Below are 24,166 nucleotides of genomic sequence, written 5' to 3'. Positions count from 1 at the left end.
GCATGCTGCACGTGTATTACAGCAACCGTCCCGATCGTCTCGCTAGCGCGTTGGCGAAGGTATTGCGCGACGATCCGCTGCCGCTGTTCGAGAGCGAGACGGTGCTGGTGCCATCGACGGCGCTGGCACGATGGCTGACTTTCCGGCTCGCCGAGGGTTTGGGCATCGCGACACAGACGCGTCTCGCCTTTCCGGCTGCTTATGTCTGGCAGCTGTTCGGGCAGGTATTGCCTGAAGTATCGCTGCACAACCCGTTCGATCGCGAGGCGATGCAATGGCAGCTGTTTCGCTTGCTGGGTGAGAGTCGGGCAGTGGACATCCGTCATTACCTCGCGGGCGATGACGGTACGCGCCAGTTCGAGCTGGCGCAGCAGCTGGCCAGCCTGTTCGACCGCTATCTGGTCGAGCGGCCGGATTGGATTGCCGCTTGGAGCGCCGGTCGCCGGCTCGGCCTCGGCGCTGACGAAATCTGGCAGGCCGAACTTTGGCAGGCCTTGCTCGCCGCGCTGCCGCCGGTCGCAGCGGAACATCCGCGCGAACGTTTCCTTGCTGCACTGGCATCCGATGCGGCGTTGCACGCGCGTTTGCCGAGGCGGCTGAATCTGTTCTGTGTCGAGGCGATGCCGGAGCTCTACTGGCAGGTGTTCATCGCGCTGGCGGCGTGGCTCGACGTGCACGTCTTCGTGCTCGCGCCATGTCGGGAATACTGGGGCGACATCGAACGGCTGCGCGAGCGTTTGCGCTTGGAAATCGAGCGGCCGGATGTGGCGATGCTTTATGAAACCGGGCATCCGTTGCTCGCTTCGCTCGGTCGGGCGCGCCAGCATGCAATGGTGCGCTTGGCCGATGCCGTGGCGCAGGCTGCCAGCCAAGAAACGGAGGAGTTCGTCATCCCCCCTACCAGCCTGCTGGGGACTCTGCAGCGCGATATCCTCGATTTGACGACCAGCACGGCGGCGGCCGATGCAACCCTGCAGATCCATGCTTGTCACGGTGCCCAGCGCGAAGCGGAAGTGCTGCACGACCGGCTGCTCGAACAGTTCGAGCTCATTCCGGATCTCCAGCCAGCCGACATCCTGATCCTCACGCCTGACATCGAGACCTATGGGCCGATCGTCGCGGCGGTGCTCGCCAATGCGCCGCCGGCGCGACGGCTGCCCTGCACGGTGGCCGACCGGCCCTTGGCCGCGGCGCCGTTGTGGCGGGCTTTGCGGCAATTGTGCATCGTCGCTGCGGGCGATCTCGCTGCCGAAAGCGTGCTCGCGCTGCTGGAGGAGCCGGCATTGCGCCGCGCCTTCGAGATCGGTGAAAAGGATCTGCCCCGTCTGCGCGACTGGGTGGCCGCTGCAGGCATTCGCTGGGGAGTGGATGGCGCGGCGCGTGCGCGACGCGGTTTGCCCGCCGACGATGCCTTCACCTGGCGGGCGGGGCTCGATCGATTGCTGCTCGGCGTCGCGCTGCCGGATGCTCCTGAACGCCTTTGGCAGGGCAGGTTGCCGGTGAGGGGCATCGAGGGTGAGGATGCGGCGCTTTTGGGGCGCTTTGCGGAGTTTGCCGAAACGCTCTGCGAGCTTCACACAAAACTCGGTGTTGGTGGGACGGCACCGGAGTTGACTCGACTGCTGCTCGAAATTTTCGCGCGTTGCCTGGCACCGGACGAGTCGGAAGAAGCTCAGGCGCAACGACTGCGCGAAGCCTTGCGGCGCGTCGGGGAGGAGGCTGCCGCCGCTGGCTGCCACTGCCGATTGCCGCTGCCGGCGCTGTTGCGCGAGCTGGACAGACTGCTGGCCGAAGAGGTGCCGGCGCAGGCCTTCATGTCCGGCAGCGTCACGATCGCTGCGCTGCGCCCGGGGCGGCCGGTTGCCGCGCGCATCATTTGTCTCGTCGGCATGAACGATGGCAACTGGCCACGTCCGCGCACGATCCCGGGCTTCGACCTTTTGGCCAGCCATCCGCGCCCAGGCGATCGCAATTTCCGCGACGAGGATCGCTACGCATTGCTCGAAGCACTGCTCTGCGCGGGGGATGTCCTGATCGTCACCTACACTGGACGCGATCCGCGTAGCAATCTCGAACTGCCGCCGGCGCCACCCGTTGCCGAGCTGATCGACGTCATGGAGAGAATGACCGGGTGTAACGCCGATACGCTGGTCGTCAAACACCCCTTGCAGCCCTTTGGCGCAGCCTATTTCGATGGCACTGATGCGCGGCTGTTCAGTTTCGATGGCGAGCATTGCTCGCCCGGCGGCAAGCGCGCGGCGCCGGCTTTCTTTGCCGCCGAAGTGAAACTGCCGGCCGAAGAAACAATCGAGATCGACCCCACGGTATTGCACCGTTTTTTTTCGCAGCCGGTGCGTTATTTCTTGCGCGAACGCTTAGGCATCCATCTGGAAGAGCGCGAGGCCTTGCTGGAGATTCATGAGCCCTTCGTTCCAGACGCGCTGGAGTTTTATCGTCTGCGCGAGGCGCAATTTATCGCGCTGCGAGAAGGGCAGGCGGTGGCACAAACCGCGGCCCGACTGCGCGCACGCGGCTGGTTGCCGTCCGGTGTCGCTGGCGAACTCGTCGCGCGGCGGACGCATCAGGAGAGTCTGACGATGTGGAAGTGCGCGCAGCCTTGGCTTACGGCATCCGCCATCCCTGATCTCCAGGTCGAATTCGCGGCACATGGCGTGCGTTTGGTCGGACGGATCGGCGGGCTGACGGACCAAGGCCTTTGGCGCGTGCGTCATGGCCGTCTGTGCGCGAAAGACCGGCTGCGACTGTGGATCGATCATCTGCTGCTCAATGTGCTGGCGCCGCAAGGGGTGCCGGCGGTGAGCACGCTGATCGCGCGCGATGCCACGCTGCAGCTTCCTGCCGTGCCAGAAGCGCAAGCGCTGCTCGCCGATCTGCTAGCCTGGTTTCGCGCCGGGATGGAGCGCGTTTTGCCGTTCTATCCCGAAACGGCTTGGGCCTGGCTCAAGGGTAGAGGAATCAAACAGGCCTGGGAAGGAGATTCCTACCGCGACCACCCCGGCGAACGGGATGATGCCTACGTCGCGCTGTTCCTGCGCGACCGGCAGGACGATCCGCTCGGCGAGGAATTCCAGACACTGGCGGCGGCGATCTTCGGGCCACTGCGTCAGGCATTGAAAGTCGGCGATGACTGAACGGCACTTCACGGCGCTGAAATCGCCCTTCGAGGTCGAACTCTCCGGCCTGCGGTTGATCGAGGCCGGCGCCGGCACCGGCAAGACCTGGACGCTGGCTGCGCTGGTGCTGCGGCTATTGCTCGAACGGCGGCTCGAGATCGGCCAGATCCTCGTCGTTACTTATACCCGCGCTGCAAGCGGCGAGCTAAGGGGTCGGATTCGCGCCCGGCTGGTCGAGGCGCTGGCGGCTTTCGAGACCGGCCAGACGACAGACGAATATTTGCAGGCGCTGATCGAACGCCATGAGCCGACCGAGGCGAAAACGCGCTTGAGGCTCGCGCTCGAGAGTTTCGATACCGCGGCGATCTTCACGATCCACGGTTTCTGCCAGCGCGCGTTGGGCGAGATGGCCTTCTGGGCCGGCCAACCATTCGCATGCGAATTGATCGCCGATCAGAACGAACTCTTGGCCGATGTGGCGCGCGATGTCTGGCGTCATGAAATGGCGGCGGCTTCCCCGCTGTGGGCCCAGTGTTTGATGGACAAACTGAAAGGCCCGCTGGGCCTGGTTGCCAAAGTCAAAGATCATCTCGGGCGAGCGCAAGTAGAAGTCGGCGCGCCGCCGCCCGTCGATCGCCTGGCCGTCGAATCGAGGCTGTTGGAGAGCTGGCGGCGGGCACGGGGGTTTTGGCAGGCCGAGGGCGAGGCGCTGCAAGGCTGGTTGCGGGGCGCCCGGCTGAAACGGAACATTTATCCCGAACAGAAAATCGCTGCGGCGGTCCTCACTGCCGACACCTGGTTTGCCGAGGATCTGCCGCTGCTGCCGCTACCCGATGAGCTGCGTCTGCTCAGCCGGCAAAAGATCGCACAGGCGCGGAGCAAAGAGAGCCCTTCGCCCGAGCAGCCGTTCTTCGCAGCGATGGAGGAGCTTTTACAGGCGGTCGATGCTTTCGAGGCCGTCTGCGATGCGGCGTTGCGTGGCTTATGTGCCGATTTCCTCGTCACGGCGCGTCAGCAGCTCGCGCAGCGCAAGCGCGAAAGCGGGCTGCAAAGCTATGACGACCTGCTGCTCGCGCTCGATCAGGCGCTCGCCGGGCCGGTCGGGGAACGGCTGATCGACGCGCTGCGCGCGCGCTACCGCATTGCGCTGGTCGATGAATTCCAGGATACCGACCCGCTACAAGTGCGCATCTTCACGCGCCTCTTCGGCAGCGCGACCCATCCGCTGATCTTCGTCGGCGACCCGAAGCAGGCGATCTACGCTTTTCGCGGCGCCGACGTGTTCGCCTATCTCGCCGCGCGGAAACAGGCCGATGCCGGACATGCGCTGCTGGAAAACCGTCGTTCCGACAAACTCTTGCTCGATGCGTTGAATGCGCTGTTTGCGCGCCCGCGGCCTTTCCTGCTCGACGATCTGCCCTATGAACCGGCGCAAGTTCCCAAAGATGCCCAACGCGCGGCATGCAGGATCGACGACGCTTTCGCGCCATTGACACTGTGGTTGATGGAAAAACCCAGTGGAGCGAAAAGCTTCAGCAAGGAAGCCGGGCGAACGATGGCGGCGGAAGCCGTCGCCGCCGACATCGCACGGCTGCTGACGCTTGCCGCGGCGGGCAAGGCCACGATCGGCGAACGCCCGCTTAATGGCGGCGACATCGCAGTCTTGGTGCGCAAACATCAGGAAGGCGATCTCGTTCGGCAGGCGCTATCAAAGCTTGGCATTCCATCGGTCAGCGGCGGTGGCGGCAGCGTCTGGGCGAGCGACGAAGCGCAAGAGCTCGAACGTCTCTTGCTCGCCGTGGCACAACCGAGCCGCGAGGCGCTGGTGCGCGCAGCGCTATCGACCGTCCTGATGGGCGCCGATGCGGCGCAGCTCGCCGCGTGGCGCGATGACGATCATGCCTGGAGCGCGCGACTGGAACGGTTCCATGACGATTTCGTCTTGTTGCGCGATCGGGGCTTCATGGCGATGTGGCGGCGTCTGTTGCGGCGCGAAGGGGTGGTGGCGCGTATGCTGGCGCGTCCCGACGGTGAGCGGCGGCTGACCAATTATCGGCATCTGGCCGAGCTGTTGCAGGCAGCGGAGCAACGGGCGGCGCTCGATGCCGAAGGTCTGGCGCGCTTCATTGCCGATCAGCGTGCCGCCGCGGAAAACGAAGACAGCTTGCTGCGGCTCGAAAGCGATGCCCATCTGGTGCGCATCGTCACGCAACATGCAGCGAAAGGCCTGCAATATCCGATCGTCTATTGTCCCTTCCTCTGGATCGGTCCCGAAGAAAAAGACGCTTGGCCGGTGTTCGCACATCGCGATGGTGGCGCCTGTCTCGATTTCGGTTCGCCAGAGATGGCAGCGCTCATCGCCGCCAAGGAACGCGAGACCGCGGCCGAGGAGCTACGCCTTGCCTATGTGGCGCTCACGCGCGCCGAGCACCGTTCGATCGTAATTTGGGGCAAGGCGAACAATTGCGCGCGCTCGCCGCTCGCCTGGCTCCTGTTCGGCCCGCGCAGCGAGGTAGCGGAAGAGCCACGCGTCTGGCTGGCCCAATGGCTGGAGACGCACGACGAAACCGAGACGCTGCGCGCGCTCGAAAGCCAGCTGGGCGGCGCGTTGAAAGTGCTGCCGCTGCCGACGAGCGGGGAAGTGGCCCTTGCCACTGCAGAAACCCCACGGGAGTTGCGTCCGCGAATCTTTACCGGACAAATTCCGCCGCCCTGGCAGGTGCGCAGTTTCTCCTCGCTCGCCGCGCGGCTGGCGGAGGAGGCGGAGGGCGCCGACCATGATGCCGTCGCGTCCTGGGGTGCCGTCCTACCAGCGCCGACTTTCCAGGAGGCATCGCTGCCCGGCGGGGCCTCGTCGCTGCCGGCGGCGCCCAGCGATATCCAGGCTTTCCCGCGCGGCACGCGGGCCGGCAGCTGCCTGCACGCGCTGTTCGAGCGCATCGATTTCCAGCAGCGCCAGCCGGTCGGGCCGGTGGCAGCGGCCCTGCTCACCGAGTATGGGTATCCATTGGCCTGGCAACCGGTGCTCGAACGGCTGGTGTCAGATGTGCTGGCGACGCCGTTGAATGCGGAAGGACTCAGGCTCGCCGACGTTTCGCCAGCGGCGCGCATCGCCGAGATGGAATTCGCCTTCCCGCAGGATTCTTCCGCCGGGCGGGCCGGTTACATGAAGGGGTTCATCGATCTGGTGTTTAGTGCCAACGGACGCTGGTACATCGTCGATTGGAAGTCGAACTGGCTCGAAGATTACGGCCCGGCATCGCTCGCCGCGGCAATGCAGGCGCATCGCTACGATCTGCAATTGCGCATCTACGCCGCGGCGCTCAAGCGCGCACTGGCCTGGCGCGAACCGGCTTGCGACTGGGAAACGTCTTTCGGCGGCGTGTTTTATCTCTTCCTGCGCGGCATGAAGCCCGGCAGCGCCGAGGGCGTGTTTTTCGCCCGGCCGACGGCCGAGGAACTGGAGACTTTTCTCAATGAGGTGGCGCGATGACGCCAATGGCTTTGCCGGCGATCGTCCGGCATTTCGCGCGTTTTCTCGGCGCGGGTGATGCCGATGCGGAACGGGCGGCGGCACTGGCTTGCCTGGCGACCCTGGAAGGCCATGTCTGCGCCGATCTCGACTGCGATACCGGTTGGGGGCCTTGGGCTGCCAGCCTCGACGAGGCAGGGCGCGCTGCTTTCCGTGCCCGTTTGTCGCAACTGGCGATCGTCGGCGCAGAGCAGGACTTAACGCCGCTGGTTTGGGATGGGCGGCGCCTTTATCTGCGGCGTTACTGGGACTATGAAGCGCGGGTTGCGGCTGATCTTCTGGCGCGCTCATCCAGTGCAGCGACGGAGGCCGAGCCTGACGAGCTGCTCGCTGCGCATTTTCCAGATGCCGGTCAGCGCCATGCGGGCCAGATCGCGCTCTCCCGCCGGCTGGCGCTGATCTCCGGCGGTCCCGGCACCGGCAAGACCCACACCCTGGCGCGCATCATCGGGCGCCTGCAATCGCAGCAGCCTGATCTGCGCATCGCGCTCGCCGCGCCGACCGGCAAGGCGGCGGCGCGCATGGGTGAAGCCTTGCTGGCGGCGGGTGTAACGGTGGCGGAGGAGGCGAGGACGATTCATCGTCTCCTCGGCGTGCGTGCCGAGGGCGGTTTCCGCCATGACCGAGAGCATCCGCTGGCGGTGGATGTGCTGGTCGTCGATGAGGCGTCGATGATCGATCTGTCGCTGATGGCACATCTCCTCTTTGCTCTGCCGCAGCAAGCGCGTCTGATCCTGCTCGGCGACCGCGACCAGCTCGCGGCCGTCGAGGCGGGCGCGGTGTTCGCCGATCTGTGCGAGAGCCCCCGGCTCGCCGGCTGCGTGGCCATGCTGAAGACGAACTTCCGTTTCGGCGCCGAGAGCGGCATCGGCCGGCTGGCGGAATGCCTGCGTCTGGGCGATGCCGATGGTGCGCTCGCGCTCTTGACCACGGCGGGCGAGGATCTCGTCTGGACCATGCGCAGCGACAGTCATGCACTCATCAGGGCCGCCCGCGAGGGCTATCAGGATTATCTGGCGGGGGTGGCCGAAGGACGAGCGCCGGAAGAGCTGTTTGCCCGCTTCGATGGCTTCCGCGTGCTGTGCGCGCACCGCGAGGAGGCCGAGACGCTCAACCATGCGCTGACCGGCGATCCGCTGCGCCCGCCCCTTGGCACGCCGATCATGGTGTTGCGCAACGATCCACTGCTGCGGGTCTTCAACGGCGACATCGGGCTGCTGCTGAACGATCCCGCCGATGGTCGGCAGAAGGTTTTCTTCCCCGGGGAAACGCCACGCTGGATCGCCCTGAACCGGCTGCCGGAGTGGTCGCCGGCTTGGGCGATGACGGTGCACAAGGCCCAGGGTTCCGAATTCGCGGAGGTGTTGCTGGCGTTGCCGGCAACCGTTTCACCAGTCGTGACGCGCGAACTGGTCTATACCGGCGTCACACGAGCGAAACGGCGCGTCCTGCTCTGGTCGAGTGAGGCGGTGCTGCGGGCGGCGACCGGTCGCCGCTCACTGCGCATGTCGGGCCTGCGCGAACGGTTGGCCTGAAAGGCGCTTTCAGAGGCCCCGCTGGATCTTGTTCAGCATGCGCGCCCGACCGGAGGCTTCGGCCTGGTTCTGCGCCGAAACCTGGCGGCCATAGGCGTCGCGCTCCTCTTTGGAACGCTTGACGGCCTCGATGCTCTTGATGCAGCGCCAGCGCGAGCCGGTCTTGGTCACCAGAAGCCGCATTTCCTCGACGGGATGATGCGTGCGGCAGTGATAGCAGTAACGCGTCGCGGGTTCTTTTTTGTCGGTGCTCATAGACCTGCGGATTATACAGGATGAAAGACGACGCGCTAACTGGGGGTCATGCCAGACGGTTTCAATCGGGCAGGAATCGGCTGTCCCTTGCGCGCCCGGTGGCTGCGGTAAGCCTCGGCGTCGTTGCCGGCAAGCCGCCATTCCGTCGTTTTGCCGCCGCGACCCGTGCCGGTGACGACGAAAGCATTCGTGCCGACGGCGACGGCAAGCATCTCGTCTTTCGCATCGAGGGCTTGCAGGATCGTGCCGCGCCCCTTGGCCATCGTCTTGACCTCGGCGAGGGGAAACAGCAGCAGCCGGCCGTTGGCCGAGAGCGCCGCGACGGTATCTGCCGTCCCGTCGGCGCCGACTTTTGCCGGCGCAATGGGTTTCTCGCCTTTTTCCAGCGTCATGAAGGCCTTGCCGGCACGCTGACGCGAGACGAGATCGGCAAGGCGTGCGATGAAGCCGTAGCCCCCTGAGTTGGCGAACAGATATTGCGCCTCGGGCGCGTCGGTGAGCGCCTGGGCGAGCTTGCCGCCGTCCTGGAGATCGACGAGTGTCGTGATCGGCACGCCATCGCCGCGACCGCCGGGCAGATCGGCGACGCGCACGCTGTAGGCACGGCCATTGGTGTCGAGGATGACGAGCGGCCAGACGGTGCGCGATTCGGCCACCAGAAAGGGAAAGTCGCCGGTCTTGTAGCCGATGCTCGCCGGGTCGATGCCGTGCCCCTGGCGCGTGCGCACCCAGCCGTTTTTCGACACGATGACCGTGACCGGCTCGTCCGGAATCGCCACCTCGGCGGGGGTGGCTGGCGCGAGGGCTTCGATCAGTGTGCGGCGCGCATCGCCGAACTTCTTCGCGTCCTCGCTGATTTCACGCAAAACGAGCCGAGTCAGCTCCTTGCGGTCGGCGAGCACGCGGCGCAGCTCCTGCGCTTCGGCCTCCAGCGCCTTCTGCTCCTGCTCGATCTTGATGCCTTCGAGGCGCGCCAATTGACGCAGGCGGATTTCCAGAATGTCCTCGGCCTGGGTATCAGAAAGTCCGAACTTTGCCATCAGCTCGGCCTTCGGTTCCTCCGCTTCGCGGATCGTCTGGATGATCTGCTCGATCGACAGGAAGGCGAGCATGCGGCCGGCGAGGATGTGCAGGCGCCGCTCGACTTCGGCGAGACGGTGGCGGCTGCGCTTCTCGACGGTGGCGTGGCGGAACTGCAGCCATTCCGAGAGCATCGTCAGAAGCGGCTTTTGCGCCGGCCGGCCATCGAGACCGATCATCGTCAGATTGACCGGCACGTTCGCTTCGAGGCTGGTGCGCGCGAGCAGCACCGCCATGAACTCGTCGACCGGCACGCGCGAGGAGCGCGGCTCTAGCACGATGCGCACCGGTTCCTTTTCGTTCGATTCGTCGCGCACGGCTTCCAGCACCGCGAGCATCGCCTGCTTGAGGTTCTTCTGCTCCTGCGAGACCTCCTTCTTGCCGGGGCGCGGCTGCGGATTGGTGATCGCCTCGATCTCGGAGAGCACCTGTGCGGTCGATACGCCATGCGGCAGTTCATAGACGATCACGCGCCACTGGCCGCGCGCCAGCTCCTCGATGCGCCAGCGGGCGCGCATGCGCAAGGAACCGCGACCGGTTTCATACGCGGCGCGGATGTCTTCTGGCGGCGAGATGATCTGCCCGCCGCCGGGGAAGTCCGGCCCGGGCAGCACGGCAAGAACCTCTGCGAGCGAGGCGTTGGGCTGCTTGATCAGGAGCTTGATCGCCTCGGCGACCTCGCTGAGGTTGTGCGGTGGAATCTCGGTGGCCATGCCTACCGCGATGCCGGAAGCGCCATTCATCAGCACGAAGGGCAGGCGCGCCGGCAGCAATGCGGGTTCCTGCATCGTGCCGTCGTAGTTGGGCACGAAATCGACGGTGCCGCGGTCGATCTCGGCGAGCAGCAGCTCGGCGATCGGCGTCAAGCGGCATTCGGTGTAGCGCATCGCCGCCGCGCCATCGCCGTCGCGTGAGCCGAAGTTGCCCTGACCATCGACGAGCGGGTAGCGCAGCGAGAAATCCTGCGCGACGCGCACCATCGCGTCATAGACGCTGGCATCGCCATGCGGGTGGAATTTGCCGATCACGTCGCCGACCACCCGCGCGCTCTTGACGTGCTTGGCGGTCGCCGCAAGGCGCATTTCGTTCATCGCGTAGAGGATGCGCCGCTGCACGGGCTTGAGACCATCCTCCACCTGCGGCAGGGCGCGGGACTTGACCACGCTCATCGCATAGGTGAGATAGGCGCGTTCGGCATAAATATCGAGCGGCAGGGCGTCTTCCGGAAAAGTCGGCGCCGGCGGCACGGCAGGGAGCGCTGGTGGGACGGCTTCGAACAGGTCGGGAGTCTCGTGGTTCATCAGGGTAAGGGAACGGGTTTGAGCAAAGTTTTGCGCACGGCGGGCCAAGGCAGGACCACCCCCTCGCCGCGACAGCCGCGATCCTGCTCGGCGTAGATGTCGAGCGTCACGGCGAGGCCTTGGGAGGTGGGGTAAAGGGTGGCGTAAGTCCAGTCGCCTGCATGTTCGCACCAGGCCAGTCCGTCGTCTTCCACATAGCAGCCGCGGGTTTCCGCGACGAGTGCCCAGCAGTTCGGATCTCTGTTCGCGTGGATCGCGGCTTGGCGCAGGTAGGCGCGCAGGATCAGGGCATCGAGCGCATCCGTCCGTGTCAGGCCAATCTCGCCATTCGCGTCGGCAGCGAGGCGGAAGAGGGGCCAGAAATTAGCTTCATCTCCGGTTCTGAGGTCGAAAACGGCGACATCGAACCGATACAAGGGATGGGCGGCACCCGAAAAATAGGCGTGGACGGCTCCACCGACGACGAAATAACGCCTGTTGGCGAACAGCACACGGTTCTCGGTCGAAAATTCGGTAGCGTTCGATGCGGTTTCGATGTCGCTTGTGAAACGTTCTTCCAGTCTGCGATTGATCTTGGCGATTGCCTCTTTGGGCGCGCCGGCGACGAGAAAAGGCATGCGCATGCCGCTGCGCTTTTCCTTGCGCACATGCCAAGTGACGCCATCCTTGGTGTGCGACGGCAATTTGACGAATGGGACGCCTGCCATCGCCGGCGCGGCAACCAACGCCAAGGCGGCGGTCAGAAGACGGGACGAGCGCGTGCGAATGCCGTCCCGCCAGAGCCGACTTTGACCTCTCACGACAGCTTCTCCACGACAACCAACGGATTGGCGCATGCGAGTTGGGGGAAACGACCGAAGTCGCGGTCGGCGGTCAATAGTTTTTTCACCCCATGTTGCAGGCACAGGGCGGCGATGCGCGCATCATGGACTTGAGGGCCGGCAAGTTGGCCTTGTGAGATCAGGCTGCGCAGTTCCGGCCAGTGCAGTTCGGACTCGCCAAGCAGCACCAGCGAGGGCGATTCCAGCCAAGCGTCTATTTGCTCCAAGGCGATTTCGATGGGGGTGGGCGGCGCATAAATGCGCGGATGGGTGACGATGGCATAGAACTCATGCAGGCAGGGCCAGGGGATCGCCCACGGCATCCTGTGATTGGCCAGCGATTCGATGCTTTCGAGGGCGCGTTCGTGGAAGGGCGAGTCTTCCCGGTGGGCATAGACCAGCACATTGGTGTCGACGGCAATCATCCGCGCTTACCCGCCGTGACCTTCGTAGGTTATTCCGCGCAACCGATCCCAACTGGCTCCGCGCATTTCGGGTTGCAAGCCCTGTCCCTTGAATGTCACGCGGCGCAGATGAAAATCCCTCGCTTGCTGCTTTTCGGCTACAACCTGGCGCAAGCCTTGTTCGATCAGGCTGCGCAGCGTTGCACCCCGTTCTGCGGCAAGTTGTTTCGCCTGTATAAGCAAGGCGTCTGAAATCTCGATGGTTGTCTTCATATGGGTTGCCAGGAATCTGATATGGGCACCCATATTGTAGAGGGGTGTCTGTGCATGTTCAAGTTCAGATGTCAGCCTCGGCAAGGTGGCCCTTGGATTCCATCCAGGCGCGGCGACCGGCGGCTTCGCCCTTACCCATCAGTAGGTTGAAGAGCTTCACTGTCTCCTCGTGCGCCTCGCTGCGTTCGAATACGGGCAACACTCGGCGCGTCGCCGGGTCCATCGCCGTCTCGCGTAGCTGCTCGGGGTTCATCTCGCCCAGGCCCTTGAAGCGGCCGACCTCGATCTTGTCGAGCGGAACGCCCTCTTTGGCGAGGCGTTCCTTGATCGCTTCGAGTTCGCCGTCGTCGAGCGCATAAAGCCGCTTGGCGGGGCGCTTCTTGCCGGCAGCCGGCACATCCACGCGATAGAGCGGCGGCTGGGCGACATAGACATGGCCGCGCCGGATCAAGGCCGGGAAGTGGCGGTAGAAGAGGGTGAGCAAGAGCGTCTGGATGTGCGCGCCATCGACGTCGGCATCCGACATGATGATCACCTTGCCATAGCGCAGGTTCGACAAATCCGGCTCATCCTCGGCGCCGTGTGGCTCGATGCCCAGCGCCACGGCGATGTCGTGGATCTCGGCGTTGGCGAACAGGCGGTTGGGTTCGATCTCCCAGGCGTTTTGCACCTTGCCTCTGAGGGGCAGGATCGCCTGCGTCTCGCGGTTTCTGGCCATCTTGGCCGAGCCGCCGGCGGAATCGCCCTCGACGAGGAACAGCTCGTTTTCCCGGATGTCGGTGGATTCGCAGTCGGAGAGCTTGCCCGGCAGCACGGCCACACCCGATTGCTTTTTCTTTTCGACTTTCTGCGCATTCTTCTGGCGCGCCAGGGCTTGCTTGATGGCGAGTTCCGCGATCGCCCGACCCGCCTCGACGTGCTGGTTGAGCCAGATTTCCAATGGATCGCGCACCATGCGGGCGACAAGCTTCACCGCTTCGCGCGAATTGAGCTTTTCCTTCACTTGGCCCTGGAACTGCGGGTCGAGGATGCGCGCCGAGAGCACGAAACCCATCTTGCCGCAGATGTCTTCCTGCTGGAGCTTGACGCCGCGCGGCAGCAGCGCATGGTGCTCGATAAAGCTCTTCACCGCCTCGAAGACGCCGGCCTTGAGGCCGGATTCATGCGTGCCGCCGGCCACGGTCGGGATCAGATTGACATAGGATTCCGTCGGTGCGGCATCGGGCCACCAGCCGAGCGCCCAGGCCGCGCCTTCGCCAGCCGCGAAGCTCTCGTCGTCGGCGCTGGCGTAGTTTTCTGCCGACCAGATGGGCGCCACCGGATCGCTCTCAGCGATTTCCTTCAGATAGCCGGCCAACCCTTCCGGATAGCGCCAGGTCTTTTCGAGCAGCGTGCCGTCGGCCTGTTCGATCGCCAGCGTGACCTTGACGCCGGGCAGCAAGACGGCCTTGGAGCGCAACAGGCGTTCCAGTTCGGCCTGCGGCACCTTGGGGGAATCGAAATACTTCGCATCGGGCACGACGCGCACGCGCGTGCCGGTCTGCCGGCCGCATTCGCCGACGACTTGCAAGGGCGCGACTTTCTCGCCTCCCTCCGAAAAGCTCACCGTGTGGATCTGGCCGTCGCGGCGCACTTCGACATCGACGCGCTGCGAGAGCGCGTTGGTGACGGCGACGCCGACGCCGTGCAGCCCGCCGGAGAACGCGTAGGCGCCGTTGCCGGTCTTCTTGTCGAACTTGCCGCCGGCATGCAGGCGCGTGAAGGCGAGCACGACGACGGGAATCCTCTCCTCGGGGTGAAGACCAACCGGGATGCCGCGGCCATCGTCCGTCACCGTGATGCTGCCATCGCGCGCCACGAGGACATGAATGTTTTTCGCGAAACCGGCAAGCGCTTCGTCGGCGGCGTTGTCGATGACTTCCTGGATGATGTGGGCGGGCGAGTCGGTGCGGGTGTACATCCCCGGCCGTTCGCGCACCGGTTCGAGCCCTTTCAGGACGCGGAAACTGGATTCGTCGTAAGTTTGTTTCATGGCTGGAGCGAAAAAGTGAGGGCGGCAGTTTACCTGCTGGAAACTTTCGCTATAATGCGCAGCTTCCAGCGCGCCCGTAGCTCAGTTGGATAGAGTACTTGGCTACGAACCAAGGGGTCGGGCGTTCGAATCGCTCCGGGCGCGCCAGAACACCGAAAGCCGATGACCCCATGTCATCGGCTTTTTAATTTCGAACGTCCTCGAGGTGGCTCACGTCATCGTGAATCCGCTGGTTGGCCTCGTGGCGGCGCTTGACCAGCCACATCATGCCCGAGACGAACAGGCCGAACAGGACGATCACCCAATAGATGTGCAGCCCGGCCTTCAAGAGCAGCGAATAGATGCCGGTCATCACGAGGATCGACAGGTTCTCGTTGAAGTTCTGCACCGCGATCGAATGGCCGGCGCCCATCAGGATGTGGCCGCGGTGCTGCAAGAGTGCGTTCATCGGTACGACGAAAAAGCCCGAGAGGATGCCGACGATCACCAGGAGCGGCATCGCCGCCCAGGTGTCGCGCACGACGATCATCACCAGCACGCCGACGCCCATCGCGATGCCGAGCGGGATCACGCGCACCGATTTGCGCAAGGTGATGAAGCGGGCGGCGAGCACCGCGCCGAGGGCAACGCCGATCGCTACCACGCCCTGCAGCATGCTGGCTTTGGAGAGATCGAGATTCAGCGCTTCCTTGGCCCATTCGATGACGATGAACTGCAAGGTGGCCCCCGCGCCCCAGAACAGCGTGGTGACGGCGAGCGAGATCTGGCCGAGCCGGTCGCGCCACAGCAGTTTCAAGCAGTGATTGAATTCGTGAAGCAGGTAGAGAGGGTTTTTCTTCAGCGGCTTGTGATCGACGCCGGTGTCGGGAATGTAGAGATTGAACAAGGCAGCGATCAGATACAACAGGCCGATGACGAGCAGGTTCATCTCCGCCACCGTATCGATGCCGGTCTCGATGCCGGGGAAGTCGAAGGCGAGCAGCATGGCAGCGATGTCGGGCTTGATCAGCAGGCCGCCGATCAGCACGCCGAGGATGATCGCCACCACGGTCAAGCCCTCGATCCAGCCATTGGCGATGACGAGCAGGCGGTGCGGCAGATATTCGGTGAGAATGCCGTACTTGGCCGGAGAATAGGCTGCGGCGCCCAAGCCCACCACGGCATAGGCGATCAAGGGGTGAACATTGAAGAACATCAGCCCGCAGCCCACTATCTTGATGCCATTGCTGATGAACATCACGCGCCACTTCGGCATCGAATCGGCGAAAGCGCCGACGAAGGCGGCCAGCAGCACATAGGAGACGGTGAAAAAGGTTTTCAGCAGGGGTTCATAGGCCACCGGAGCGTGCATGTCGCGCAAGATGGCGATGGCGGCGATCAACAGGGCATTGTCGGCGAGCGCAGAAAAGAACTGCGCCGCCATGATGATGTAGAACCCAAGGCTCATGGCCGCCGGGTTATATCACGAAAGTCGATACGGCTTCGTGACGGGGTGGCAGAAAACCCGTCCCGAATGCGCTTTCCGTCCTGATCTATCAGGCTTTCTTATGGCCTGGAATTATGCTTCAATAGCGGCAACGATGCCGAAAACAATTATTCTTCGAGGGACGAGACATGGCTGATCGCAGGCTCCAGGTTTTCCATGCCGTGGCCAAGCAGCTTTCCTTCACCAAGGCTGCGGAAGTGCTGTTCATGACGCAGCCTGCGGTCACTTTCCAGATCAAACAGCTCGAGGAACATTTCAATACTCGCCTGTTCGACCGCGGCCATGGGCGCATCTCGCTCACCCCGGCAGGGGAACTGGTCCTGGCCTATGCCGAAAAAATCCTCGCTCTGTCGAACGAGATGGACGTGCGCATGGCCGAGATGACCGGCGAGATCGGCGGCTCGTTGCTGGTCGGCGCCAGTACGACGATCGCCGAGTTCCTGCTGCCGCGCATCATGGGCGAGTTCAAGTCGAAATATCCCAATGTACGGCCGCGGCTGATCGTCGCCAACTCGGAGGCCATCGAGACCCGGGTGGCCGAACACACACTCGACATCGGCTTCATCGAATCGCCGACGCATCATCCCAACCTGCAAACCGAGGTCTGCTGTGAAGACGAGATGCAGGTCATCTGCAGCCCGAAGTTTCCGCTGGCTCGATTCAAGGAGCTCACCCCGCAGCAACTGGTCGATCATCCCTTCGTGTCGCGCGAACCAGGCTCCGGCACACGAGAGTTCACCGAGGTCTATCTGCACAAGCAGGGGGTCGATATCAGCCGCATGACGCCGGTGATGGAGCTGGGCAGCCCGCTGGCCTTGCTCGAGGTCGTCGAAACCGGGCTGGGATATGCGATCGCCTCGCGCGCCTCGGTGATGCATGCGCTGCGACTCGGCACGCTGGTGTCGATCCCGCTCAAGCCAAGGCTGGTGCGCAAACTTTCGATGGTCTATCCGAAGGAAAAATTCCGCTCCCGCCTCGTCACTTCCTTCGTCTCGTTCGCCGCCGAACGCCTCAAGGAACACAAGGCGGCGTAGCTCATGCCGCGGCCGATTCGCGCGTTCATCGATCTTTTCGCTCTGCGGCACAATTTCAGCGTCGCCCGTCGCCACGCCGGTTCGGCGCGGCTGTGGGCGGTCGTCAAGGCCAATGCCTATGGCCACGGTCTGGAACGCACCGTGCGGGCTTTGCATGATCTCGCCGACGGCTTCGCACTGATCGAACTGGAGCGCGCGATCGCGCTGCGCGAGGCCGGTTTGACGAAGCCGCTCTTGATGCTCGAGGGCTGTTACGCAGCGAGCGATGTGCCGCTGTTCATCCGTCATCGGCTGATTCCGGTCATTCATCGCAGAGAGCAGCTCGACTGGCTCTTGGCCTCCCGTTGGCCGGCCGAGCTGCCGGTATATCTCAAGCTCAACACCGGCATGAATCGTCTCGGTTTCGATACGGCGGCGCTGCTGAACGCAAAGTCGGCGCTGGCGGGACGGCACATCGACTGCGTGCTGATGACTCATTTCGCCGATGCCGACGGGCCGCGCGGCATCGACTGGCAACTCGAACGTTTCCGCGTGATGACGTCGGGCATGAGCGAGCCGACTTCGCTGGGCAATTCGGCGACGATCCTGCGCTATCCAGAATCCGTCGGCGACTGGGCGCGGCCGGGCATCATGCTCTATGGCGGCTCGCCGTTTCCGCAAGCGAAATCGGCAGCGGAACTCGAGTTGCGGCCGGTGATGACGCTGCAAAGCGAGATCGTCGCGGTGCAGGGACTCGCGGCGGGCGAGAGCATCGGCTATGGCTGCACGTTCGTTGCCGATCGGCCGATGAGAGTCGGCATCGTCGCCTGCGGCTATGCAGATGGCTATCCGCGCCATGCGGTCACCGGCACTTCGATCCTCGTCGCAGGTCAACGCACGCGCACGCTGGGGCGTGTGTCGATGGACAAACTCTGTGTCGATCTCACCGACCTGCCACCAGAAGTCGGCGCGGGGGTGCCGGTGACGCTGTGGGGCGAAGGCTTGCCGGCCGACGAAGTGGCGACGGCTGCCGGCACGATCAGCTACGAGCTCTTCTGCGCGCTGGCGCCGCGCGTGCCGGTGATGGAGATCGGTTGATGGCGAAGCTGAAATCTCACTATTCCTGCACCGAATGCGGCGCGACCTCGCCGAAGTGGCAGGGTCAATGCCCCGGCTGCGGCCAGTGGAATACGCTGGTCGAGACGGTCGCCGAGGCCGCCCCGCCGGGCGCCAAGCGCTTCGGCGCCAATTTCGCGCCGCTTGCCGCCACCGGCAAACCACAGGATCTCGCCGCGATCCGTCCACGCGAGGAGCCGCGCCAGCCCACTGGCATCGAGGAATTCGACCGTGTGCTCGGCGGCGGCCTGGTGCCGGGCGGTGTGGTACTGATCGGCGGGGATCCCGGCATCGGCAAATCGACGCTGCTGTTGCAGGCGCTCTCAAGGCTCGCCGAAGCCGGCCAGCCCGTGCTCTATGTTTCGGGTGAGGAATCCGCGGAACAAGTGGCCTTGCGCGCCCAGCGCCTGCAGTTGCCGACTGCGGGACTGCGTCTGCTACCCGAGATCAATCTCGAAAAAATCCTCGCCGCGCTGCAGGACGAAAAGCCGCTGGTGGCGGTGATCGATTCGATCCAGACGTTGTGGTCCGACGCCCTGCAATCCGCGCCCGGTTCGGTCGCCCAGGTGCGCGAATGCGCGGCGCAACTGACGCGCTTCGCCAAGCAAACCGGCACGGCGGTGATCCTCGTCGGTCACGTGACGAAGGAGGGGGCGCTCGCCGGCCCGCGCGTGCTCGAGCACATCGTCGATACCGTGCTCTATTTCGAGGGCGACACCCATTCGAGCTTCCGCCTCGTGCGCGCCTTCAAGAACCGTTTCGGCGCGGTCAATGAGTTGGGCGTGTTCGCGATGACCGATCGCGGCTTGCGCGGCGTCTCGAATCCTTCGGCGCTGTTTTTGTCGCAACATGGGCAGGATGTCGCCGGCAGCTGCGTGCTGGTGACGCAGGAGGGCACGCGGCCTTTGCTCGTCGAGGTGCAGGCGCTCGTCGATGCGGCGCTGGGCGGCAATCCGCGCCGGCTTACCGTCGGGCTCGACCCGCAGCGGCTGGCGATGCTGCTCGCGGTGCTGCACCGCCACGCCGGCGTGATGTGCGGGGACCAGGACGTGTTCGTCAATGCCGTCGGTGGCGTGCGCATCCAGGAGCCGGCGGCGGATCTCGCCGTGCTGCTGGCCATCGTCTCCTCGCTGCGCAACAAGCCGCTGCCGGGCAAACTGGTCGCCTTCGGCGAGGTGGGGCTGGCCGGCGAGATCCGCCCTGCGCCGCGCGGTCAGGAACGGCTCAAGGAAGCCGCCAAGCTCGGTTTCACCCATGCGCTGATCCCGAAGGCGAACGCGCCGAAACAGCCGATCAAGGGCATCGAGGTCGTGGCGCTGGAGCGCGTCGAGCAGGCCATCGAGGTGTTGCGCGCGCTGTGAGAACCATCCGCCTGATGCTGCGCATGCTGGCACGCGATCTGCGCGCCGGCGAGCTGACCGTGGTGTTCGTTGCGATGGTGCTGGCCGTCGCGGCCCTTTCCAGTGTCGGCTTCCTTGCCGATCGCGTCAGGCACGCCGTCGAACGCGAGGCCCATCAGCTGCTCGGCGGGGATTTGTTGCTTTCTGCCGATCACCCCTGGCCCGAGGCTTATCGCGAAGCGGCGCGCCAGCATGGCTTACGTCTTGCCGAAAGCGCGTTGTTGCTGAGCATGGTCGGCGGCGCGGCGGAGACGGGGGCCGTGCAGCTCGCCGAGATCAAGGCCATCTCTCCTGGCTATCCTTTGCGCGGCGCACTGGAGGTCGAACCGTTCAACGATAAAGTCGGCGCTGGTGGCACGGCACCCCCGCTTCCCCTCGGCACGGTATGGCCCGATGAGCGCCTCGCCGCCGCGCTGGCGCTCGAACCCGGAACGAAGGTGCGCATCGGTGCGCTGACGGCCAGCGTCGGCGGGATTCTCACGCTCGATCCGGAGCGCGGCATCAACCCGTTCACCTTCGCCCCGCGCCTGATCATCCATTTCGACGACCTGGCGGCCACCGGCCTGATCCAGCCCGGCAGCCGCATCACCTGGCGACTGCACGTCGCCGGTGATGAGCAGGCCGTCGCCGCGTTTCGCCAATGGGCGCAGTCACATCTGGGCCGCGGCGAGAGGCTCGAAGCCCTCGACAACGCGCGCCCCGAGGTGCGCGTCATCATCGAGCGCGCCGAACGTTTTCTGCGGCTCGCGGCGCTCCTGACGGTGGTGCTGGCGACGATCGCGGTCGGCATGGCCGCGCACCGCTTCATGCAGCGGCATCTCGATGCCTGTGCGGTCCTGCGCTGTCTGGGTGCCAGCGAGCAGCAGATCCTCTTGATCCATGGTGGAGAGTTCGTCGTGCTGGGCGTCATCGCGACGCTCGTCGGGGGCTTGGGCGGCCTGCTCGTGCAGGAAGCCCTGCATGGTCTGCTGACGGGCTTGCTCGCCGAACGATTGCCTCCTCCCGGTCTGCTGCCATGGCTGCACGGCGGCGCTGTGGCCGCGGTGTTGCTGGTGGGTTTCGTCGTTCCGCCATTGCTGCGTTTGCGATCGGTGCCGACGCTGCGCGTGCTGCGCCGCGAATGGGGGATGTCGCCCCCCTGTCGATGGCCTCGTATCTCCTCGGCGGTGCTTGCCTTGCAGGACTGATGTTCTGGATGGCGGGCGAGGCCCGGCTCGCCGCCGTCGTCTTGGGCGGCTTTCTGGCCGCAATCGCGGTTTATGCGCTGATCGGACGCCTGTTGCTGGAGGTCGTCGTGCGTCTTGCGTCGCGGCTGGCTTCAGGCGGCTGGCGCATCGGGGTCGCCAGCCTGCGCCGCCACGGTAGCGCCAGCTTGCTTCAGGTGGTGGCGCTTGCGCTCGGTTTGACCACCCTGCTGTTGCTTTCGCTGGTGAAGAACGATCTCTTGGCCGCCTGGCAGACGAAACTGCCGCCCGATGCGCCGAACCGTTTTCTGATCAACATCCAGCCGGAGCAGCGCGCGGCGTTGGGTGAATTCTTCTCGCAGGCCGGTTTGGCTGTGCCACGCTTCGAACCGATGGTGCGCGGGCGGCTCGTGGCGGTGAATGGCCGGCCGATCGGTCCGCAGGAGTTTGCTGAGGAACGTGCGCGGCGTCTGGTCGAACGCGAGTTCAATCTCACCCAGCGCGACGACCTGCCGCTGGGCAATGCCATCATCGCTGGGACGTGGTTCGGCAGCGGCGCGACGGTGCAGTTTTCGGTGGAGCAGGGGCTGGCCGGCACCCTTGGCCTGAAACTGGGAGATGAGCTGAGTTTCGAGGTCGCCGGTCAGCGATTCTCGGGGCCGGTGACTTCGCTGCGCAAACTGGACTGGGATTCGATGCGCGTCAACTTCTTCGTCATCGCCCCGCAGGGTTCGCTCGACGGCCAGCCAACGAGTTACATCACCAGCTTCCATCTGCCGGCGGGCCGCGAAGCGTTGACCGCGGCGCTGGTGCAGTCCTTCCCGAACGTCACCGTGATCGATGTCGCCGCATTGGTCAGGCAGTTGCAGCAGACGGTCGGACAGGTGATCGGCGCCATACAGCTGGTATTCCTGTTCGCGCTGATCGCTGGCCTCACGGTGCTGTATGCGGCGATCGAAACGAGCAATGGCGCGCGCGGTCAGGAGCTCGCCGTGATGCGTGCCCTGGGCGGACAACGCCGTCAGTTGCGCCAGGGCGTGTTGGCCGAATTCGCCGTGCAGGGTGGTGTCGCAGGACTGCTCGCCGGGGCGGGGGCGACGGCGATCGGTGCCGTGCTGGCGCGTCAGGTGTTCGGTTTCGATGATCTTCCGAGATCGGATACGTTGTCGATCGGATTCGCAGCCGGGTTGGTCGGCGTCGCCATCTTCGGGATGTTCGCCGCCAGGCGCGCCTTTTCCGGCCGCGTCATCGACCGGCTCCGGGAAGGTTGAGCGCGATCTGGAAATTGCGCTTCCCTCGGCCATAATGAAATCATGGTTGGGTCGATGATCAGCAATGGTGGTCTCTCGCTCCCCGTGGTTGCAGCCATTGCGGGCTGCATTGCGATGGCGGTTTTCGGATATCTGCAGTTCGTGCGCCATCGCGAATTGGCACAACGCAATGCCGCGTTGGAACAAGAGATTCTCGAGTGCCGTCAGCAGGAAGAGGCATTGCGTATCGCCGATGCCGTCTTCGAGCATGCCGCCGAAGCGATCGTGGTCACCGACGCCGCCAATAACATCGTGCGGGTGAACCCTGCCTTCACGGCGATCACCGGCTATACGGCCGCCGAAGCGGTGGGGCGCAATCCACGTCTGCTGAAATCCGGCCGCCACGACCAGGCTTTTTACGCACAGATGTGGTCGGCGATCGAGACGCACAAACATTGGGAAGGGGAAATCTGGAACCGTTACAAGGACGGTGAGATCCACGTCGAATGGTTGTCGATCGTGAAAATCGATGGCGGGCAGGGACCCATCCATTACCTCGCCATCTTCCACGACATCACGCAGCGCAAGGCGGATGAGGAGCAGCTGCGCTTCAAGGCGCATCACGATCCACTCACCGAGCTGCCGAACCGAACCCTGTTCATGGACCGCCTCCAGACCGCCATCAGCCAAGCGCATCGTTATCACCGCAATTTCGCCCTGCTGCAAATCGATCTGGATCGCTTCAAGGAGGTCAATGATTCGTTGGGTCACAGTGCCGGCGATCAGCTGCTGGTCGAAGCGGCGCGGCGCTTGGTCAGCTGTGTGCGCGAGACCGACACGGTGGCTCGATTGGGCGGCGACGAGTTCGCGATCATCCTTTCCGAGATGACCAGCCTCGAAGAGGTGAAACAGATCGCCCAGCGGATCGTCAACCTCTTGGGCGAACCTTATTATCTCGACGCCGGAACGGTGCGCATCTCTGGCTGTGTCGGCATCGCACTCTATCCGCGCGATGGTCGGGAAGTGGAGCAGCTGCTGCGCAATGCCGACATTGCCATGTATGCGGCCAAGGAGGGCGGTCGCAATCAGTATCGGCTATTTGCGACGCAGGAACATGCCGACGATGTGCAGGCGAGTTTGCTCTGATCTTGCTTTCGGCAGAGGTTGCAAAGTTGCAGGGGGCTCTTCTCCGGTTAGAATCCGCCATCGTTTTTCGTGAGACCGACATGCTTCAACCAGGACAGGCCGCACCGCAGTTCATCTTGCCCGATGCCGACATGGAGTTGTTCGATTCGGCTTCGCTGATCGGCAAGCAGCATCTCGTGCTGTTTTTTTACCCAAAGGACGGCACGCCCTACTGCACGCTCGAAGCGATCGATTTTTCCGATCACGAGAGTGATTTCAACCGGCTCGGCTGTACCGTGGTGGGTATCTCGCGCGACGATTGCTTGTCCCATGCGGAGTTTCGCGACAAACATGGCCTCTCGGTGCGGCTGCTTTCCGACGAAGACGGCGAAGTCTGCCGCAAATACGGCGTGATGCATTATCGGGAGCACGAAGGCCACAAGAAGCTGTGCCTGATCCGTTCCACCTTCGTCATCGACAAGCAGGGCATCGTGCGTCACGCGCTTTACGACGTCAACGCCAAGGGACACGCTGCCGAAGTCTTTCAACTCGTCAAACAACTCGGCCACAAGTCCACGCGCGAACACGCCTGACAGGCCTTCTCAGGAGCCTTCCATGAAAATCGAACGAAATACCGTCGTCACCCTGGCCTATCGGGTCACCGATCCCGATGGCGAGCTGATCGATCCGGGCGAACGCCCGATCGTCTATCTGCACGGCGGCTATGACGACATCTTCCCGAGGATCGAACAGGCCTTGCAAGGCAAAGAAACGGGCGATTCGGTACAGATCAAGCTGCAGCCGGCCGAAGCCTTCGGCGAATACGATGCCGATCTCGTGCAGATCGAGCCGCGTTCCAGCTTTCCCGAGATTCTCGAAGTCGGCATGCAGTTCGAGGGGGCGCTACCGGGGGCCGATGACGACGATTTCATCGTCTATCGCGTCACCCAGATCCTGGACGACAAGGTGATGCTCGACGGCAACCATCCGCTCGCCGGAACGGCACTGGTGTTCTCTTGCACCGTCAGCGATGTGCGTCCGGCCACCGCCGATGAGATCGCCCATGGCCATGTGCATGGCGAGGGTGGTCACAGCCATTGAGGCTTAGAAACCCCTGCGAAACTGGCTGCGCGAGCGGTCTGCTGCGTTGCGCGGTGCTCGCTCCCTCGCCTATCTATTTGATATGTCTCGGTCGCTGCGCTCCGTGCGCCGAGCTATCATCCCG

The 24,166-nt window shown here is 64.2% G+C and carries 18 protein-coding genes and 1 tRNA gene; 12 read left to right on the top strand and 7 right to left on the bottom strand.

The genetic code is table 11. The features are described from left to right. Positions 1-2: 2 nt before the first annotated feature. From recC to recD, 3 genes are read left to right on the top strand one after another with little or no spacing between them, the layout of a single operon-like run. Positions 3-3,152: an exodeoxyribonuclease V subunit gamma gene (gene recC / locus M52SOB_RS06780; RefSeq protein ID WP_131111162.1), complete on the top strand. Its 3,150-nt coding sequence runs from the start codon at positions 3-5 to the stop codon at positions 3,150-3,152. Continuing rightward, positions 3,145-6,627 (top strand): exodeoxyribonuclease V subunit beta, encoded by a 3,483-nt coding sequence (recB, locus tag M52SOB_RS06775; protein ID WP_131111161.1) that lies wholly within the window; start codon positions 3,145-3,147, stop codon positions 6,625-6,627. Before recC ends, recB begins: the two co-directional genes overlap by 8 nt. Further along, positions 6,624-8,201: an exodeoxyribonuclease V subunit alpha gene (recD, locus tag M52SOB_RS06770; protein ID WP_131111160.1), complete on the top strand. Its 1,578-nt coding sequence runs from the start codon at positions 6,624-6,626 to the stop codon at positions 8,199-8,201. The genes recB and recD overlap by 4 nt, the downstream gene beginning before the upstream one ends. A 9-nt stretch (positions 8,202-8,210) precedes the next feature. Here the strand turns inward: recD and M52SOB_RS06765 are convergent, their stop codons facing one another. The 6 genes from M52SOB_RS06765 to M52SOB_RS06740 all read right to left on the bottom strand — a co-directional run bounded on the left by M52SOB_RS06765 (position 8,211) and on the right by M52SOB_RS06740 (position 14,367). Continuing rightward, positions 8,211-8,456: a hypothetical protein gene (locus M52SOB_RS06765; RefSeq protein WP_126445389.1), complete on the bottom strand. Its 246-nt coding sequence runs from the start codon at positions 8,454-8,456 to the stop codon at positions 8,211-8,213. 35 nt (positions 8,457-8,491) lie between these two features. Then, positions 8,492-10,837, bottom strand: a complete 2,346-nt coding sequence (gene parC, locus M52SOB_RS06760) for a DNA topoisomerase IV subunit A (RefSeq protein ID WP_131111159.1) — start codon at positions 10,835-10,837, stop codon at positions 8,492-8,494. Further along, positions 10,837-11,673: a hypothetical protein gene (locus M52SOB_RS06755; RefSeq protein ID WP_131111158.1), complete on the bottom strand. Its 837-nt coding sequence runs from the start codon at positions 11,671-11,673 to the stop codon at positions 10,837-10,839. The genes parC and M52SOB_RS06755 overlap by 1 nt, the downstream gene beginning before the upstream one ends. Beyond that, positions 11,634-12,083, bottom strand: coding sequence for a type II toxin-antitoxin system VapC family toxin (locus M52SOB_RS06750; protein ID WP_131111157.1), 450 nt, complete (start codon positions 12,081-12,083; stop codon positions 11,634-11,636). Before M52SOB_RS06750 ends, M52SOB_RS06755 begins: the two co-directional genes overlap by 40 nt. A 6-nt stretch (positions 12,084-12,089) precedes the next feature. Further along, on the bottom strand, positions 12,090-12,335 hold the full coding sequence (locus M52SOB_RS06745) for a type II toxin-antitoxin system VapB family antitoxin (protein ID WP_284155237.1): 246 nt from the start codon (positions 12,333-12,335) through the stop codon (positions 12,090-12,092). A gap of 64 nt (positions 12,336-12,399) precedes the next feature. After that, positions 12,400-14,367: a DNA topoisomerase IV subunit B gene (locus M52SOB_RS06740; RefSeq protein WP_131111156.1), complete on the bottom strand. Its 1,968-nt coding sequence runs from the start codon at positions 14,365-14,367 to the stop codon at positions 12,400-12,402. 70 nt (positions 14,368-14,437) lie between these two features. Between M52SOB_RS06740 and M52SOB_RS06735 the strand changes: the two genes are divergently transcribed. Beyond that, positions 14,438-14,514, top strand: a tRNA-Arg gene (locus tag M52SOB_RS06735). A gap of 37 nt (positions 14,515-14,551) precedes the next feature. On the opposite strand, the gene lplT is transcribed toward M52SOB_RS06735, so the two are convergent. Then, entirely contained in the window at positions 14,552-15,814 is a 1,263-nt protein-coding gene (gene lplT, locus M52SOB_RS06730) for a lysophospholipid transporter LplT (RefSeq protein ID WP_131111155.1), read from the bottom strand. A 167-nt stretch (positions 15,815-15,981) separates the two neighbouring features. On the opposite strand from lplT, the gene M52SOB_RS06725 reads away from it, so the two are divergent. From M52SOB_RS06725 to M52SOB_RS06690, 8 genes are all read left to right on the top strand, one after another. After that, entirely contained in the window at positions 15,982-16,887 is a 906-nt protein-coding gene (locus M52SOB_RS06725) for a LysR family transcriptional regulator (RefSeq protein ID WP_131111154.1), read from the top strand. A 3-nt stretch (positions 16,888-16,890) separates the two neighbouring features. Then, positions 16,891-17,964, top strand: coding sequence for an alanine racemase (gene alr, locus M52SOB_RS06720; RefSeq protein WP_131111153.1), 1,074 nt, complete (start codon positions 16,891-16,893; stop codon positions 17,962-17,964). Beyond that, positions 17,964-19,343 (top strand): DNA repair protein RadA, encoded by a 1,380-nt coding sequence (gene radA / locus M52SOB_RS06715; RefSeq protein WP_131111152.1) that lies wholly within the window; start codon positions 17,964-17,966, stop codon positions 19,341-19,343. Before alr ends, radA begins: the two co-directional genes overlap by 1 nt. Next, positions 19,340-20,569, top strand: a complete 1,230-nt coding sequence (locus M52SOB_RS06710) for an ABC transporter permease (RefSeq protein ID WP_131111151.1) — start codon at positions 19,340-19,342, stop codon at positions 20,567-20,569. The genes radA and M52SOB_RS06710 overlap by 4 nt, the downstream gene beginning before the upstream one ends. Further along, a complete protein-coding gene (locus M52SOB_RS06705; RefSeq protein ID WP_172601769.1) occupies positions 20,527-21,837 on the top strand; it encodes an ABC transporter permease in 1,311 nt (436 codons plus the stop codon). The genes M52SOB_RS06710 and M52SOB_RS06705 overlap by 43 nt, the downstream gene beginning before the upstream one ends. Positions 21,838-21,951: 114 nt before the next feature. Then, the gene (locus M52SOB_RS06700; RefSeq protein ID WP_172601768.1) at positions 21,952-22,962 is read left to right on the top strand and encodes a sensor domain-containing diguanylate cyclase; all 1,011 of its coding nucleotides are present in this window, start codon (positions 21,952-21,954) and stop codon (positions 22,960-22,962) included. 80 nt (positions 22,963-23,042) lie between these two features. Continuing rightward, positions 23,043-23,534: a peroxiredoxin gene (locus M52SOB_RS06695; protein WP_131111148.1), complete on the top strand. Its 492-nt coding sequence runs from the start codon at positions 23,043-23,045 to the stop codon at positions 23,532-23,534. A gap of 22 nt (positions 23,535-23,556) precedes the next feature. Beyond that, positions 23,557-24,042, top strand: coding sequence for an FKBP-type peptidyl-prolyl cis-trans isomerase (locus M52SOB_RS06690; RefSeq protein WP_131111147.1), 486 nt, complete (start codon positions 23,557-23,559; stop codon positions 24,040-24,042). Positions 24,043-24,166 lie beyond the last annotated feature (124 nt).

Origin of the sequence: Sulfuricystis thermophila (assembly GCF_004323595.1) — a bacterium.
Lineage (GTDB): Bacteria > Pseudomonadota > Gammaproteobacteria > Burkholderiales > Rhodocyclaceae > Sulfuricystis > Sulfuricystis thermophila.
The sequence above is the reverse complement of the archived record's forward strand: the minus strand, read 5'-3'. Positions and strand labels throughout refer to the sequence as shown.

What these genes read in the sequence shown, in the direction of transcription:
- recC (WP_131111162.1), top strand. Translation starts at nt 3, where the DNA reads ATGCTGCACGTGTATTACAGCAACCGTCCCGATCGTCTCGCTAGCGCG.
- recB (WP_131111161.1), top strand. Translation starts at nt 3,145, where the DNA reads ATGACTGAACGGCACTTCACGGCGCTGAAATCGCCCTTCGAGGTCGAA.
- recD (WP_131111160.1), top strand. Translation starts at nt 6,624, where the DNA reads ATGACGCCAATGGCTTTGCCGGCGATCGTCCGGCATTTCGCGCGTTTT.
- M52SOB_RS06765 (WP_126445389.1), bottom strand. Translation starts at nt 8,456, where the DNA reads ATGAGCACCGACAAAAAAGAACCCGCGACGCGTTACTGCTATCACTGC.
- parC (WP_131111159.1), bottom strand. Translation starts at nt 10,837, where the DNA reads ATGAACCACGAGACTCCCGACCTGTTCGAAGCCGTCCCACCAGCGCTC.
- M52SOB_RS06755 (WP_131111158.1), bottom strand. Translation starts at nt 11,673, where the DNA reads ATGCGCCAATCCGTTGGTTGTCGTGGAGAAGCTGTCGTGAGAGGTCAA.
- M52SOB_RS06750 (WP_131111157.1), bottom strand. Translation starts at nt 12,083, where the DNA reads ATGATTGCCGTCGACACCAATGTGCTGGTCTATGCCCACCGGGAAGAC.
- M52SOB_RS06745 (WP_284155237.1), bottom strand. Translation starts at nt 12,335, where the DNA reads ATGAAGACAACCATCGAGATTTCAGACGCCTTGCTTATACAGGCGAAA.
- M52SOB_RS06740 (WP_131111156.1), bottom strand. Translation starts at nt 14,367, where the DNA reads ATGAAACAAACTTACGACGAATCCAGTTTCCGCGTCCTGAAAGGGCTC.
- lplT (WP_131111155.1), bottom strand. Translation starts at nt 15,814, where the DNA reads ATGAGCCTTGGGTTCTACATCATCATGGCGGCGCAGTTCTTTTCTGCG.
- M52SOB_RS06725 (WP_131111154.1), top strand. Translation starts at nt 15,982, where the DNA reads ATGGCTGATCGCAGGCTCCAGGTTTTCCATGCCGTGGCCAAGCAGCTT.
- alr (WP_131111153.1), top strand. Translation starts at nt 16,891, where the DNA reads ATGCCGCGGCCGATTCGCGCGTTCATCGATCTTTTCGCTCTGCGGCAC.
- radA (WP_131111152.1), top strand. Translation starts at nt 17,964, where the DNA reads ATGGCGAAGCTGAAATCTCACTATTCCTGCACCGAATGCGGCGCGACC.
- M52SOB_RS06705 (WP_172601769.1), top strand. Translation starts at nt 20,527, where the DNA reads ATGGCCTCGTATCTCCTCGGCGGTGCTTGCCTTGCAGGACTGATGTTC.
- M52SOB_RS06700 (WP_172601768.1), top strand. Translation starts at nt 21,952, where the DNA reads ATGGCGGTTTTCGGATATCTGCAGTTCGTGCGCCATCGCGAATTGGCA.
- M52SOB_RS06695 (WP_131111148.1), top strand. Translation starts at nt 23,043, where the DNA reads ATGCTTCAACCAGGACAGGCCGCACCGCAGTTCATCTTGCCCGATGCC.
- M52SOB_RS06690 (WP_131111147.1), top strand. Translation starts at nt 23,557, where the DNA reads ATGAAAATCGAACGAAATACCGTCGTCACCCTGGCCTATCGGGTCACC.